We start from the raw sequence: 13,339 nt of genomic DNA on the forward strand, positions 1-13,339 counted from the left end.
ACTCACATGCTGGTCTTCCGGTTCCGCGACGACCTGCCGCCCGGCGCGGCCGAGTCCGTCCTGGCCGAGCTGGAGACCTTCCCGAGCCGCTATCCCGCGATGCGCAACTGGCGCAGCGGGGTCAACGTCAGCACCCGCGACACCAGCATGACCCACGGCTTCGTCGTGGAGTTCCCCACCGAGCAGGACCTGCTCGACTACCTGCACAGCGACTCGCACGAGCGGTTCGTCCGGGAACGCTGGCGGCCGGTCATCGAGCGTCAGGCCATCGTCAGTCTCCCCACCGCCGGGGACGCCCAGCCCATCGAGAGGGGTCACAGATGACCACCGAGGCCACCGCCCGCCGCCGTGGGCCCTACGGCATGGAGTACGCCCGGATCGAGGTGCCCGACCTGGCCGCCTCCATCGAGTTCCTTCAGTACCACGTCGGGCTGCAACTGGAGCAGCACGACGACGAGTACGCGTTCCTGCGTGCCGACCTCGAACACCACAGCATCGAGCTGGTCGCCGCGCCGCAGCGTTCCGAGTCGTGGACCACGGCGGTCGGGTTCAGCGTCGAGAACGACGCCGTCCTGGACGACCTGCGGGAGCGGGTCACCGCCGCCGGGCACGAGGTGTTCGAGCTGGCCGACCGGGTCAAGGGCCTGGTCCAGCGGGGCTTCGCCGTGCGCGACCCCAACGGGCTGATCGTCGAGCTGTTCACCGAGTTCCAGGAGTACGCCGAGCCGCCGCTGATCGAGCTGCGCCCGCTGGACCTGGTGCACCCGTTCCTCGCCACCGACAAGTACGACGAGACGCTGGCGTTCTACACCAAGGTGCTCGGCTTCCTGGAGTCCGACCACGTCGGCGACGTCACGGTCTTCCTGCGCAGCGAGGACCGCTACCACCACAGCCTGGCGATCCAGCGCAACAACGAGTTCTACGTCGCGCACCTGTGCTTCATGATGAAGAGCTTCGACCACGTGATGCGCGGCCGGGCGCGGGCCCAGTACAAGCAGGTCCCGATCGCCTCCGACCTGGTCAACCACTCGGCGTCCACGTCGATCGCCTTCTACATGCACGACACCCGGCACGGCCCGCGCTACGAGCTGTGCGACAGGCACCGGGTGTTCACCCCGGAGGAGCACGAGACCCACCGGGCCCGCCGGATGGCGGTGGACCCGCGCAACATCGACGTGTGGCGTCCCGCCGCCGACGACTGGGCGCGTTTCTGACCCGCGCCCCCGTCAGGACCGGCCGGCGGGGTGTCGTACCCGCCCGCCGGTGAGGGGTGCGAACGCGGGGTGGCCCGGTCAGGGGGCCACCCCGCCTCCCATCCCGGGCCCGGCTGAGTCCGGTGTCAGGTGTCCGGGCGTGTCCAGCCGCGTCCAGCATCCCACTCCCGTCCCACCGCCCGTTGCGAGGATTGCCGTCCGGTCGGCCCATGGTCCGGCCGACGGGTCCTCTCGTGATGGGAGTGGTGAATGTCAGAACGTGTCATCAGCCGGCCGGACAGGAAGAGACCGAGCCGCAGATTCCTGCTCGCCATGGCACTCGTCGCAGTGTCGTCGGTGGCCTTCGTCCCGGGGGCCGCGGTGGCGGGGCCGGTCGACCGGCCGGCTGGCCCCCGGGGTACGGCGGATCCCGCCCGCGCCGACGGCCGGGCAGTCCCGGCGTCCGCCGCTGCCGTCGCCGGGTCGGGCCGGGCGACCGGGGCGGCGGACATGGCCGAGGCGATCGCCGCGCAGCGGGGCATCAGCCGCGACGCCGCTGAGAAGCTGCTGCGCGCCGAGGACGCCCACGTACGGCTCGCCAACCGGTTGACCACCGAGCTGGGTGCCAGCTCGGGCGGCGCGTACCTGTCCGACGGCGCCCTCGTCGTCACCGTCACCGACGCCGCTGCCGCCGCGAAGGTGACCGCCGCCGGCGCGAAGGCGCGCCTCGTCGCCCGAGGGGAGCGGCAACTGCGGACGATCCAGCGGACGCTGGAGGCCGCGGCGAGTGAACCCGGCACGACCTGGGGGGTGGACCCGGCGACCAACCAGGTGGTGGTGAGCCTGCCGGCGTCGGGAGCGAAGAACGCCGTGCAACGCTCGGCGGCGCGCCGGTTCGGCACGGCGGTCCGGTTCGAGACCGGCACCGGCCCGATCCAGCCGAACGTCGGGATTTCCAGCGGGGACTCGTTGGGTGGCTGCTCGGCCGGCTTCACCGCCACCGACTACACCTTCAACTACATCATCACGGCCGGCCACTGCACCCAGGGCTACCCGCACTGGACGCTGCCCAACGGCCAGGACGTCGGGCCGTCGCTGGAGAGCAACTACCCGGAGGACGACTTCGGCCTCATCTGGATGAACGGTCCGTCGGTCTGGGCCACCGGCACCATCAACCTGTGGAACAACACCAGCCGCAGTATCCACGGCTGGGCGACGGCCGTGAGCGGGCTGTCGGTCTGCAACTCGGGCAGGACCACCGGATTCAGGTGCGGCTCCGTGCTCAAGACCAACGTGACGGTCAACGGCGCGGGCGGCACCGTACGTCAGATGATCGAGACCAACATCTGCACCCTCGGCGGTGACAGTGGTGGGCCGCTCTTCGCCGGCAACACCGGGTACGGGCTGAACTCGCACGCCAACCGTAACGGCAGCCAGTGCAACTCCACCCCGCGCACCTGGCACCAGCCGGTGGGCGAGGCGATCAACACGTACCAGGTCGTCATCTACGGTGCGCCGTGACGTGCGGCGACGAGCAGAGGAGACAGCGATGAGAACCGCACTCACCCGAGCCGTACGCCTCACCGCCGCGGCCGTCATGGCGACGACGGTGGCCCTCACCGTGGCCGTCAGTCCCGCCCAGGCGGACCTCTGGCAGCACACCGACGGGTTCGAGAGCAACCCGGCGGCGGTGTGGGAGTTCCACCGCTCCGGTGCCGGGAGCGGAGCCTTCGAGCTGGGCGCGGGGAGGGCCCACTCCGGTGCGAACAACGCCATTCTCACCACGTCGGCCGGCGGCTGGTCCGGGGTGGGCAAGCTGCTCACCGTACGGCCGCGTACCGCCGGGCACAACACCACCTGCGGCGGCGGGTTCTTCGTCCAGGCGGTCAGCGGGCCGGCGGTGCTCAACGTCGAGGTGATCGATCCCGCGACCTGGAACTACCTCGCGCTGCGCACCGTCCGGATCACCGACACCGTCTGGCGACGGCACGACGTGGCGAGCTACGCCAACGGCCCGAGCCAGGTGTTCGTCCGGGTCTCCCTGCTCGGTGGCAGCGGCCCCGTACGGGTGGACGACATGGCGTTCCAGTGCACCTTCTTCAGTAACTGAGCAGGTCGACGACGGCGGGGCCGGCGCGCGTGGCGTCGGCCCCGCGACGCCCGCGGGCTGCGTCGCCGTGCCGGTGCGGGGCCGGAGCCCTGTCGACGCGCCCCCCGGGCCGGTGCGGTGCGGGTTGTCGCGGCGTCGCCTCAGGGCAGCGGGACGACGTAGGAGTCGACCCGGGCGATCAGCCCGTCGCGGAAGGTGAACAGGTCGTTGAAGGCGAAGCGGAACGGCCCGTGGTCGACGCTGACTCCCCGGCCCTCGCCCGTGACGACGACGACCGGGCCGTCCTCGTGCACGCGGTGGACGTCGAGCGTCGGACTGCCGGTGAACGCCGGGTTCTCGATCTCCCCGTCGAACTCCGCCCTGCCGTGGGTGGTCCGGTGACCGTGGATGACCCACTCGACGTCGTCGGTGAGGGTCGCGAGAATGCGCGGGTGGTCGCTCGTCCGGAACCCGGCGAAGTATTCCGCGACGAGGTCGCGTTGGGTCTGTGGCGTCATGGTTGCTCCGTCGTCACGTGGTCGGGTGCCGGCGTCGGGCCGGGCTGGCGCAGGTGTGCGGCGAGGGCGTCGAGGATCGCGGCGAGCCCGTCGACCGCCTGGGCGGTGCGTAGCTCGGGGGGAAGCCGTCGCTGGTGGACGGTGAGGTCCGTGCCGTCGGCGGCGGGGCGGAGGGTGACGCTCGTGCGTAGGCCGGTGGCCGGTTCGTCGAAGACGAGTTCGTGCGGTGCGGTGACGCGCACGTAGACGAACCGGAGCCGACGGGTGCGGCCGTCCGGCGCGCGGGTGTCGAGCGCGAACTCTCCGCCGGGGCGCAGGTCGACGGTCACCGAGCCGGATGGCACGGTGGCGTGCGAGCCGCCCCAGAAGGCGGTGATGCCGGTCGGCGAGGTGAAGGCGGCCCAGACCCGCTCGGGCGGCGCGGCGAGCCGCCGTCGGGCGATCAGTTCGTCGCCCCGCAGGTGCGCGTCGGTCACCGGGCCGTCCCGTCGTCGGTGAGGTGGTGCTCCAGGGCGTCGAGCCGGTCGTTCCAGGTGCGCCGCTGCTCGTCGATCCAGGCACCGAGCAGCGAGAGCTGATCCGTCCTGAGGCGGCAGGGGCGTCGGGTGCCCTCGCGTCGCTGCTCGACCAGGCCACAGCGGCGCAGCACCCCGACGTGGTGCGAGATCGCCTGCGGGGTCAGGTCGAACGGCGCGGCGAGCTGTCCCACCGTGGCGTCACCGTGGGCGAGGCGGGCCACCAGGGCGCGCCGGACCGGGTCGCCGAGCGCGGCGAAGGCCGCGTCGAGATCCGGACCGGGTGCGACGGGTACGGGGGCGGCGGACACGGCTCCACGATAACGCAAACAGTCGTTTGCGCAAGCGATCACTTGCTGATGGGTCGCCCGGGTGCCGCGGCGGGCACCCGGCGTCGTGCCGGCCGGGCGAGCAGCAGCACGACCGTCAGGACGGCGGCGGCGACCGGTAGCCCCCAGGGCCGCCGGGCCGCCGCCACGGTGAACGCGAGCGGATCACCGGGCACCGCGATCCGGCCGTCCACCTCGTACCGGCCGAACGGGGCCGCGCCGGTGGGCACCGCGACGTGGTACTCCCGGGTCTGCCCGGCGGCGATGGTGCCCAGCGCCGGGGCGGCCACGATGGTCCGGGCCCGGCCGGGCGGCCCGACGGTGAGCTGCAACGGCGGGTCGGTGACGTCCTGCGCGCCGGGGTTGTGCAGGGTGATCCGGACCGCGAGTTCGCCCGGCAGGCCGAACCAGCCGCGCGGCCCGGACCGGTCGACGGCCCGCAGCGCCACCAGGGCCAGCCCGGGCGGGGCGGTCGGCGCGGCGGCCGGGGCGGTCACCCCGGCCAGCGTCAGGTCGGCGATGGCGGTGGCGGTGCCGGTCGGCGTCCGGACCCGCAGCACGCACGGGCAGGCCACCGGTGGGGCGGCCACCGACACCGGCAGGGTGGCCCGGCCGGCCGGCGGCACCTGGCCGTGGGTGGCGGCCCCGGTCGCGCAGTCGAGCGCGCCGCGTCGGGCGGCGTTGCCGCACACCTCGGCCTGCACGGTGCCGGCGGGCCAGCCGTCGAGGCCGACCAGCACCTGCTGCCCGACCCGCAGCGTCCCTGCCGGCACGGTGACGCCGGGACCGCCGCCCGCCGGGGTGCCGGCCGGGGCGGGTGCCCCCGGGGCCGCAGCCAGCGCGGCGGCCATGGCCAGCAGGGCGACGGCACGCAGCGGCCCGGTCATCGCGCGGGCGGGGCGTCGGGACGCGGGTCGGCACCCGGGGCCGGCCCGTCGGCGGCACCCGGGGTCGGCCCGGTCGCGGCAGCCGGGGTCGGCCCGGCGGCGGCCGCGCCGGTCGCGGCGGCGGCGGTCGCGGCGGGTCGTGGGGTGTCGGCCGGGTCCGGGGTGGACGGCCGACCGGCGGCAGCGGCCTTCCGTCGCCACCACCGCAGTCCGGCCCAGCCGGCCGCCCCGGCGAGCAGGGCCAGCAGCAGCCACGGCGGGGCCCACACCCCGGCGGTACGGACCACCGGCGGCAGCGCGGTGTCCGTGCTGGTGGCCGCGATGTCGACCTCGGCGGTCAGCCGCAGCAGCGGTGGTACGCCGGTGATCCGCTCGGTGACGGTGAAGGTGGCCCCGGGCAGCAGCTCGGGCAGGTCGGTGGGGGCCGTGCGGGCCTGTTCCCGGCCGAACGGCGCGCGTACGGTCACCGTGCCGCTGCCGCCGATCCGGACGTTGCCGTCGTTGCGCAGCCGGTAGCGGACCACCAGGTCGCCGCCGCCGAACGGGTTGACCGGGTTGTCGTAGGAGACGTCGACCGCCTCGACGGTGACGGCGGGCCGGACCGGGCCGTTGACCCGGAGGTAGACCCGGGCGGCGAGCCGCTGGTCGACCAGGACGCGCTGCCCGTCGGCGGTGGTCCGGATCCGGGCGACGGCACCGATCACCCCGCCGGTGTGGTCGCCCGGGGTGGCGTTGGCCGGCACGGTGAGCCGGAACGGGATGTCGACCCGCTTGCCCGCCGGAACCGTCCATTCGCGCCGGTCGACCCTGATCCAGGAGCCGACGTCGGTGGCCGGCCGGTCCGCCGGCAGCAGGGCGAACGCGCCGTCGGTGGAGGTGTAGGCGTCGGTGCCGTACACGTCGAAGGTGACCGGGCGGTCGCCGAGGTTGGTGATGCCGACGTGGTCGGTCAGGGTGCTGCCCGGGGCCAGGTCGTAGATGAAGTAGTTGCGCCCGGTCGGACCCTTGGCGCTGGACGGCTGGACGGCCCAGCGTGCCGCGCCGGTCTCCCCGCCCCCGGCTGCCGGGCCGGGTGACGGGGCGGGCGCGGCGGGGGCCGGTGCGGGCGGGGCCGTCGCCACGAGCAGCGCGGCGGCGAGCACGGCGCTCGCCCGGATCAGGGTGGTACGCAGGGACATGCCGGGCTCCGGAAAGGGTGATCGGGCCCGGTGGGACGGGTGGCGAGCCCGTCCCACCGGGGTGGTGCCGGATCAGGAGAGGGTGAGGGTCAGCACCGCGCTGTAGTCGCCCGCCGGGGCGGACGCCGGAACCCCGAGCTGGAGTTCGGCGCCACAGGTGAAGGTGCCGTTGCTCGCGCCGGTGGCCGAGGTGCACAGCGCACGTGCCGTGCCCAGGCCGGCGCCGGGCGCGGCGGGCGCGCCCGGGGTGACCACGCCGGGGGTGCCGGCGAGGCCGTCGGTGCCGACGGTGGCGCTCGGCGTCCAGCCGAGGTTGTCCGCGGCGATGGTGCCGCCGGTGGTCGAGGCGAAGTCGGCGACCTGCCCGACCAGGCTCCAGCCGGCGTTGGTGCCGCGCAGGTCGGCCACGGTGGCGGCGTTCAGCGCCCCGGTGGTGACCTGCCCGTTGCTGACCGCCGGCAGGGCGACCGAGGAGCCGGTCACGCCGAGGGTCAGCGCGCCACCGGTGACGGTGGTGGTGATCTGCTGGCTGGCGTCGCCGCCACCGGCCGGGGTGCGGCTGAACGTCACCGGGGTGAAGGTGTCCTGGCTCCGGTCGGCCGCGCCCCGGGCGGCGAAGGTGATCACATAGCACTGGACCTTCGTGCAGTCCACGGCTGTCCCGGTGCGGTCGGTGTAGACCGCGCTGATCGGCAGGGTGGTGCGGAACGTGCCGTCGGCGTTGAGCCGGTCGCGCGCCTCGGTCGGCTCGTTGGTCTTGTTGACCCACTTGGTGACCTGGAGGACACCGGCGTTCGTCCAGTGCTCGTCGACCTTGGGGCCGAAGGAGACGTAGATCCCCGCCGCCCCGTTGGCCTCCGGGTCGAAACCGCTGCCGGTGACCGTGATCGTCGCCCCGGCCGGGTCGAGCCCGGTGGTCGGGGTGACGCCGACCGTCGGTGCGGCAGGTTCGCCGCCGCCACCGGTGGCGAGGGTGAACGACAGCGGGTCGAGCGCGGAGCCGGCGGAGTAGAAGCCGTTGAACGCCGAGGCGCCCTCGGCGGTCAGCGTCGCCGCCAGGTCGGTCGCGGTCACCGTGCCGCCGCTGCCACCGGGGTTGCCGTCGCTCGTGGTGACGGTGGCGATGGTGGCCTGGCGGACCGAGACCGGCTCGGCCGCCGTGGTGGTGAGGTCCACGTCCGCCTTCACGGCGGCGGTGCCACCGGTCACGACGACCGTCGGGTTGGCCAACGCGATGGTGAAGAAGTGCGCCGGGTACGAGAAGACGATCTTCCCGCCGTACTCGGCGTCGATCGCGCCGGTGCCGGCGTCGTACGTGCCGCCCTTCGCCGGGAAGGTGAAGGTGCCGTCGCTGTTGATGCGGGCGCCGTCGCTGGCGGCGATCGGCGGGTTGCCGTTGCCGGTGTTCACGTAGGCGCGGAACGACGCCTTGAAACCCCAGGTCAGGCTGCCGGAGCTGATCTCGGCCCCGGCGGCCTGGGCGGGGCTGACCCCGATGAGGACGGTCGACGCGCCGAGCAGGGCGACCGCCGCCCAGCGCGACCTGCGCCACCGGCCGGCATTGGTGCTGGATCTGACCATGCTGCTCCCTCTCTGGTACCCAATACGGACAGTGGTTGAGGTTAGGCAAACCTAACTACCGTGGCACCCGGCGAGCGGCTGAAGATCTTGATCCGAAGAACCTCTTGTGAACAGCGGATCGTTCGCTTAGGTTAGGCAAACCTTAGCTACGGTCGGTGTGGCAGCCGGCCCGATCCGTCATGGGAGGAGCCTGATGCGGGCACTGCCTCGCGCCATCCTGACCACCATTTTGATCACTGTCAGTATCGGCGTGGGGTCGACGCCGGCCCACGCCGGCACCGGCCGGGGCCCCGCCGGGCAGACCCTCACCGCCACCCCCACCAGCGGGGTGGCCCGCACCGGAGCGACGGTGACCGTCACCGGCAGCGGGTACGACGTCGCCAAGGGCATCTACGTCGCCTTCTGCGTGGACAACGGCGCCGGCGTCGCCCCCAGCCCGTGCGGTGGCGGGGCCGACACCACCGGCAGCACCGGCGCCTCGCACTGGATCTCCTCCAATCCACCCTCCTACGGGGAGGGACTGGCCGTCCCGTACGGGCAGGGCGGATCGTTCCGGGTGACCCTCACCGTGAACTCCCGCATCGGCACGGTCGACTGCACCGTCAGCCGGTGTGTGGTCGCCTCCCGCGCCGACCACACCCGCGCCGCCGACCGCTCCCAGGACGTCCGGGTGCCGGTCACCTTCGCCACCGCCGCAGCGCCCGCACCGACCCGCACCCCGGCCGCCGCCCCGGCGACCACCGGCGGTGCCGCCCGGACCACCCCACCGGCGGCGGCCCCGGCCGGCGTGGCCGGCACGCCCACCGGCGGCGCACCTGCGTCGGCCGCCACCGCCGTCGCCCCCGCCGGCACCGGTGGAGCGGCCGGGCCGGTGGGCCCGGCCGACGCGGGCGAGCAGGCGCAGGTGACCCGGGTCAGCGCCGCCTCCGACACCGGCCGCTGGTGGCTCGTGGCGCTGGTCGTTCCTCTGCTCGGCATGGCCCTGCTCGCCGGCCTGCGTCGGCGTCGTCGACGCCGGGCCACGTCGTGACCCGGCGCGCACTGCCGCTCGTCCTGGTGCTGCTCGCCGGGGCGCTGGCAGGCTGCACCGACCCGGCCGCCGAGGCCCGGCCGGGCACCCCGGCCTCCTGCGGTCCGGTCACCGCCACCGTGGGGGACACCGACGTCACCGGGCTGACCCCGCCGCCGGCCCCGGCCCTGCCGGTCACCGTCACCTCCACCGACGGCGTCGTCACCACGGTCACCGACGCCACCCGCATCCTGCCGGTCAACCTCTACGGGTCGATCGCCGAGATCGTGTTCAGCCTCGGCCTCGGCGGCAACGTCGTCGGCCGGGACACCTCGACCACCTTCCCCGCCGCAGCCCACCTGCCGGTGGTCACCCCGGCCGGGCACGACCTGTCCGCCGAGGCGGTGCTCGCGCTCGCCCCGACGGTGATCCTCGCCGACGACAGCATCGGTCCCCCCGAGACGCTGCGGCAGCTACGCGCCGCCGGCATCCCGGTGGTCCTGGTCGCCGCCAAACAGACCCTCGACGCCGTCCCCGGGCACGTACGGGCCGTCGCGGCGGCGCTCGGCGTCGGCGCGGCCGGCGACCGGCTGGTCACCCGGATCGAGGCCGACATCGCCGTCGCCCGCGCCGGTGTGCCCGCCGACGCCGCCCCCCGGGTCGCCTTCCTCTACCTGCGCGGCACCGCCGGGGTCTACCTGATCGGCGGGCGGGGCGCGGGCAGCGACGCGATGATCGAGGCCGCCGGGGGAGTGGACGCCGGCAGCGCGATCGGCCTGGCGAAGTTCCGCCCGCTGACCAGCGAGGGCCTGATCAACGCCGCCCCGGACGTGATCCTGGTGATGAGCGGGGGACTGGAGTCCGTCGGCGGCGTCGACGGCCTGCTCAGGCTCCCCGGGGTGGGGCAGACCCCGGCCGGGGCCGCCCGCCGGGTCGTCGACATGGACGACGGCGTCCTGCTCACCTTCGGCACCCGCTCCGGGCAGGTGGTCCGGGCGCTGGCCGACGCGTTGCACTGCCGGGGCCCGCGATGACCGTCACCGGCACCCGCCCGGCCACCGGCGACACCGGGACCGGCCGCCCCCGCCGTCGGGTCCGGCGCGGCCCGGTCCTGCTCACCGGGCTCACCGCCGGTCTGCTGCTGGTCGCGCTGGTCGCCGCCGGCCGGGGGCAGGTGACCGTCGCCCCGGCGGAGGTGCTCGGCTCAGTGCTGCACCGCCTCGGCCTGGACCTCGGCCCCCGGCCCGCCGCCGTGCACGGTGAGAGCGCACTGTGGCTGGTCCGCTTCCCCCGGGTCGCGCTCGCCGCCGTCGTCGGCGCGGCGCTCGGCTGCGCCGGTGCGGTCATGCAGGGGGTGTTCGGCAACCCGCTGGCCGAGCCGGGCGTCATCGGTGTCTCGGCCGGCGCGGCGGTCGGCGCGGCGCTGGCCATCGTCACCGGCGTCACCGTGCTCGGCGGTTGGACGGTGCCCGCCGCCGCGTTCGCCGGTGGCCTCGCCACCACCTGGCTGGTCTACCTGCTGGCCCGCTCCGGCGGCCGGACCGAGGTGGTCACCCTGGTCCTCACCGGCGTCGCGGTCAACGCCGTCGCCGGGGCCGCCATCGGGCTGCTGATGTTCGTCGCCGACGAGTCGGGGGTGCAGGCCATCGCCTTCTGGAACCTGGGCAGCCTGGCCCAGGCCAACTGGTCGGCGGTCTCGCTGGCCGCGCCGTGCCTCGCGGTCGGGCTGCTCGCCACCCTCGCCGACGCCCGCCGGCTGGACCTGCTGGCCCTGGGCGAGAAGTCTGCCCGGCACCTCGGGGTCGACGTGGAACGGCTGCGGGTCCGGATGATCGTGGTCACCGCGCTGCTCGGCGCGGCGGCGGTCGCCTTCACCGGCATCATCAGCTTCGTCGGCCTGGTCGTGCCCCACCTGGTGCGGATGGTCGCCGGCCCCGGGCACCGGCTGCTGCTGCCGGCCAGCGCGCTCGGCGGTGCGATCGTGGTCGTCGCCGCCGACCTCGCCGCCCGTACCCTCGTGGACTATCAGGAACTACCGTTGGGGGTGCTCTCCGCCGTCGTGGGTGGACCCGCCTTCTTCTGGCTGCTGCGCCGCACCCGCGACCGCGCGGGAGGCTGGGCGTGAGCGGGCAGCCGGCGGGCACGCGCGGTGGGAGGGCGTGGTGAGCGTACGGGAACGCCGGCGTCGGGGGCCGCTGCGGCTGCTCGGCCGCCGGTCGACGCCCCGGGTGCCGGCCCCCACGACGCCGGGCTCCACCCGGGTCCGGGCCACCGGGGTACGGGTCGAGCGGGCCGGCCGACCGGTGCTCGACCGGGTCGACCTCGCCATCCGCGCCGGTGAACTGCACGCCCTGGTCGGCCCGAACGGCGCCGGCAAGTCCACCCTGCTGGCCGCCGTCAGCGGTGACCTGCCGCTCGCCGCCGGCACCGTCGAGGTCGACGGCCGGCCGCTGGCGCAGTGGTCGGCGGTGGAACTGGCGATGCGCCGCGCGGTGCTGACCCAGCGCAGCACCCTGAGCTTCCCGTTCGCCGTGGCCGAGGTGGTCCGGATGGGCCGGGCACCCTGGGCCGGCCGACCCGAGGAGGCCCACGACGACGCGGTGGTGGCCGAGACGATGCGCCGCTGCGACGTGATCCGGTTCGCCGCCCGGCCCTTCCCGTCACTGTCCGGTGGCGAGCAGGCCCGCGCCGCGCTGGCCCGGGTGCTGGCCCAGCGGGCCGGGGTGCTGCTGCTCGACGAACCGACCGCCGCCCTCGACCTGCACCACCAGGAGCTGGTCATGCGGATCGCCCGGGACCGTGCCGCCGCCGGGGACGCCGTCGTGGTGGTGCTGCACGATCTCGCCCTGGCCGGCGCGTACGCCGACCGGGTCACCCTGCTCGCCGACGGGCGGGTCCGGGCCGCCGGCCCGCCCGACACGGTGCTGACCGCGCCCCTGCTCAGCGAGGTCTACCGGCACGACATCGAGGTCGTGCCGCACCCCGACACCCGCCTGCCGCTGGTCGTGCCCCGCCGTCGGGGCCCGGCCCGGAACACCTGCGTCACGGAGGAATAGATGGACACCCCACCCCTGCCGTTCTCGGCCCGGTTGCGGGCCGCCACCCAGGGCGCCCACGCCGCCGCCGAGGGCCAGCAGTACGTCACCGCCCTGGTCGCCGGTGAGCTGGACCTCGCCGGGTACCTCGACCTGGTGGTCCAGCACCATGCCCTCTACCAGGCGTTGGAGTCGGCCGCCGAGGCGATGCGGGCGGACCCGGTCGCCGGGGGTTTCGTCGACGACGCGTTGACCCGGCTGCCCGCCCTGGAGGCGGACCTCACCGAGTTGGCCGGGCCGGACTGGGCGCTGCGCACCGCACCGCACCCGGCCACGGTGGCCTACGCCGACCGGATCCGGGCCGTGGCCGGCACCTCCCCGGTGCGGTTCATCGCCCACCACTACACCCGCTACCTGGGTGACCTCTCCGGCGGGCTGTACATCGGGCGGGCGGTGGCCCGGCGGTACGGCCTGACCGACGGGTCCGGGGTGGCCTTCTACGCCTTCGACCGGATCACCCGGCCGAAGGCGTACAAGGAGGCGTACCGGGCCCGGTTGGACGCACTGGCGTTGAGCCCGGCCGACGAGGCGGCGCTGCTCGACGAGGTGCTGGTGGCGTACCGGCACAACACGGCGGTGTTCGCCGCCCTGGCCCGGCACGTGCCGGACGGCCCGCAGATCACGGAGGCGGTCGCGTGACCGGGCAGCCGTTCGACGCGGACACGGTGGCGGCGGTCAGCCGCCACATGAACGACGACCACGCCGCCGACTCGCTGCTGATCTGCCGGACCCTCGGCGGCTGCCCGGACGCCACCCGGGCCCGGGTGACCGGGCTCGACGCCGACGGGATGGACTTCGCCGTCACCCTCGACGACATCGAGGTGCCGGTGCGGGTGCCGTTCGCCCGGCGGCTCACCGAGCGGGCCGAGATCCGCCGCGAGGTGGTCCGGATGTACGAGCAGGCGTGCGCCGCGCTCGGCGTCCCGCCCCGTCGGGCCGGCTGAA

Annotated in this window: 16 protein-coding genes; 10 read left to right on the top strand and 6 right to left on the bottom strand. The window is 74.8% G+C overall.

Annotation, left to right across the window (positions count from 1 at the left end; translation table 11 throughout):
• Positions 1 to 6 precede the first annotated feature (6 nt).
• The 4 genes from ACN265_RS10910 to ACN265_RS10925 all read left to right on the top strand — a co-directional run bounded on the left by ACN265_RS10910 (position 7) and on the right by ACN265_RS10925 (position 3,303).
• Positions 7 to 324, top strand: a complete 318-nt coding sequence (locus ACN265_RS10910) for a Dabb family protein (RefSeq protein ID WP_302744364.1) — start codon at positions 7 to 9, stop codon at positions 322 to 324.
• Positions 321 to 1,214, top strand: coding sequence for a VOC family protein (locus ACN265_RS10915; RefSeq protein WP_421407190.1), 894 nt, complete (start codon positions 321 to 323; stop codon positions 1,212 to 1,214). Before ACN265_RS10910 ends, ACN265_RS10915 begins: the two co-directional genes overlap by 4 nt.
• Positions 1,215 to 1,526: 312 nt before the next feature.
• Complete coding sequence (locus ACN265_RS10920) at positions 1,527 to 2,714, top strand: S1 family peptidase (protein ID WP_421407191.1); 1,188 nt, start codon at positions 1,527 to 1,529, stop codon at positions 2,712 to 2,714.
• Positions 2,715 to 2,742: 28 nt separating this feature from the next.
• Entirely contained in the window at positions 2,743 to 3,303 is a 561-nt protein-coding gene (locus ACN265_RS10925) for a hypothetical protein (protein ID WP_420117637.1), read from the top strand.
• 140 nt (positions 3,304 to 3,443) lie between these two features.
• Here ACN265_RS10925 and ACN265_RS10930 read toward each other — a convergent pair whose 3' ends face one another.
• The 6 genes from ACN265_RS10930 to ACN265_RS10955 all read right to left on the bottom strand — a co-directional run bounded on the left by ACN265_RS10930 (position 3,444) and on the right by ACN265_RS10955 (position 8,290).
• Entirely contained in the window at positions 3,444 to 3,800 is a 357-nt protein-coding gene (locus ACN265_RS10930) for a nuclear transport factor 2 family protein (protein ID WP_204923196.1), read from the bottom strand.
• The gene (locus ACN265_RS10935; protein WP_363658275.1) at positions 3,797 to 4,276 is read right to left on the bottom strand and encodes an SRPBCC family protein; all 480 of its coding nucleotides are present in this window, start codon (positions 4,274 to 4,276) and stop codon (positions 3,797 to 3,799) included. Before ACN265_RS10935 ends, ACN265_RS10930 begins: the two co-directional genes overlap by 4 nt.
• Positions 4,273 to 4,626 (bottom strand): ArsR/SmtB family transcription factor, encoded by a 354-nt coding sequence (locus ACN265_RS10940; RefSeq protein WP_421407193.1) that lies wholly within the window; start codon positions 4,624 to 4,626, stop codon positions 4,273 to 4,275. Before ACN265_RS10940 ends, ACN265_RS10935 begins: the two co-directional genes overlap by 4 nt.
• Positions 4,627 to 4,664: 38 nt before the next feature.
• Positions 4,665 to 5,531, bottom strand: a complete 867-nt coding sequence (locus ACN265_RS10945) for a hypothetical protein (RefSeq protein ID WP_421407194.1) — start codon at positions 5,529 to 5,531, stop codon at positions 4,665 to 4,667.
• The gene (locus ACN265_RS10950) at positions 5,528 to 6,709 is read right to left on the bottom strand and encodes a WxL protein peptidoglycan domain-containing protein (RefSeq protein ID WP_421407196.1); all 1,182 of its coding nucleotides are present in this window, start codon (positions 6,707 to 6,709) and stop codon (positions 5,528 to 5,530) included. Before ACN265_RS10950 ends, ACN265_RS10945 begins: the two co-directional genes overlap by 4 nt.
• Before the next feature lie 72 nt (positions 6,710 to 6,781).
• Positions 6,782 to 8,290: an HtaA domain-containing protein gene (locus tag ACN265_RS10955; RefSeq protein WP_421407198.1), complete on the bottom strand. Its 1,509-nt coding sequence runs from the start codon at positions 8,288 to 8,290 to the stop codon at positions 6,782 to 6,784.
• 193 nt (positions 8,291 to 8,483) lie between these two features.
• Between ACN265_RS10955 and ACN265_RS10960 the strand changes: the two genes are divergently transcribed.
• The 6 genes from ACN265_RS10960 to ACN265_RS10985 are packed head-to-tail and all read left to right on the top strand — an operon-like array spanning position 8,484 to position 13,338.
• Complete coding sequence (locus ACN265_RS10960; RefSeq protein WP_421407200.1) at positions 8,484 to 9,320, top strand: hypothetical protein; 837 nt, start codon at positions 8,484 to 8,486, stop codon at positions 9,318 to 9,320.
• Positions 9,317 to 10,333, top strand: coding sequence for a heme/hemin ABC transporter substrate-binding protein (locus ACN265_RS10965; protein WP_421407201.1), 1,017 nt, complete (start codon positions 9,317 to 9,319; stop codon positions 10,331 to 10,333). The genes ACN265_RS10960 and ACN265_RS10965 overlap by 4 nt, the downstream gene beginning before the upstream one ends.
• On the top strand, positions 10,330 to 11,424 hold the full coding sequence (locus ACN265_RS10970) for a FecCD family ABC transporter permease (RefSeq protein WP_421407203.1): 1,095 nt from the start codon (positions 10,330 to 10,332) through the stop codon (positions 11,422 to 11,424). The genes ACN265_RS10965 and ACN265_RS10970 overlap by 4 nt, the downstream gene beginning before the upstream one ends.
• 37 nt (positions 11,425 to 11,461) lie before the next feature.
• Positions 11,462 to 12,355, top strand: a complete 894-nt coding sequence (locus ACN265_RS10975) for a heme ABC transporter ATP-binding protein (RefSeq protein WP_420117153.1) — start codon at positions 11,462 to 11,464, stop codon at positions 12,353 to 12,355.
• A complete protein-coding gene (locus ACN265_RS10980) occupies positions 12,356 to 13,033 on the top strand; it encodes a heme oxygenase (biliverdin-producing) (protein WP_232377004.1) in 678 nt (225 codons plus the stop codon).
• Positions 13,030 to 13,338, top strand: a complete 309-nt coding sequence (locus tag ACN265_RS10985) for a DUF2470 domain-containing protein (protein WP_420117151.1) — start codon at positions 13,030 to 13,032, stop codon at positions 13,336 to 13,338. The genes ACN265_RS10980 and ACN265_RS10985 overlap by 4 nt, the downstream gene beginning before the upstream one ends.
• Position 13,339: the final 1 nt, after the last annotated feature.

Origin of the sequence: Micromonospora sp. WMMD730 (assembly GCF_049178955.1) — a bacterium.
Lineage (GTDB): Bacteria > Actinomycetota > Actinomycetes > Mycobacteriales > Micromonosporaceae > Micromonospora > Micromonospora wenchangensis.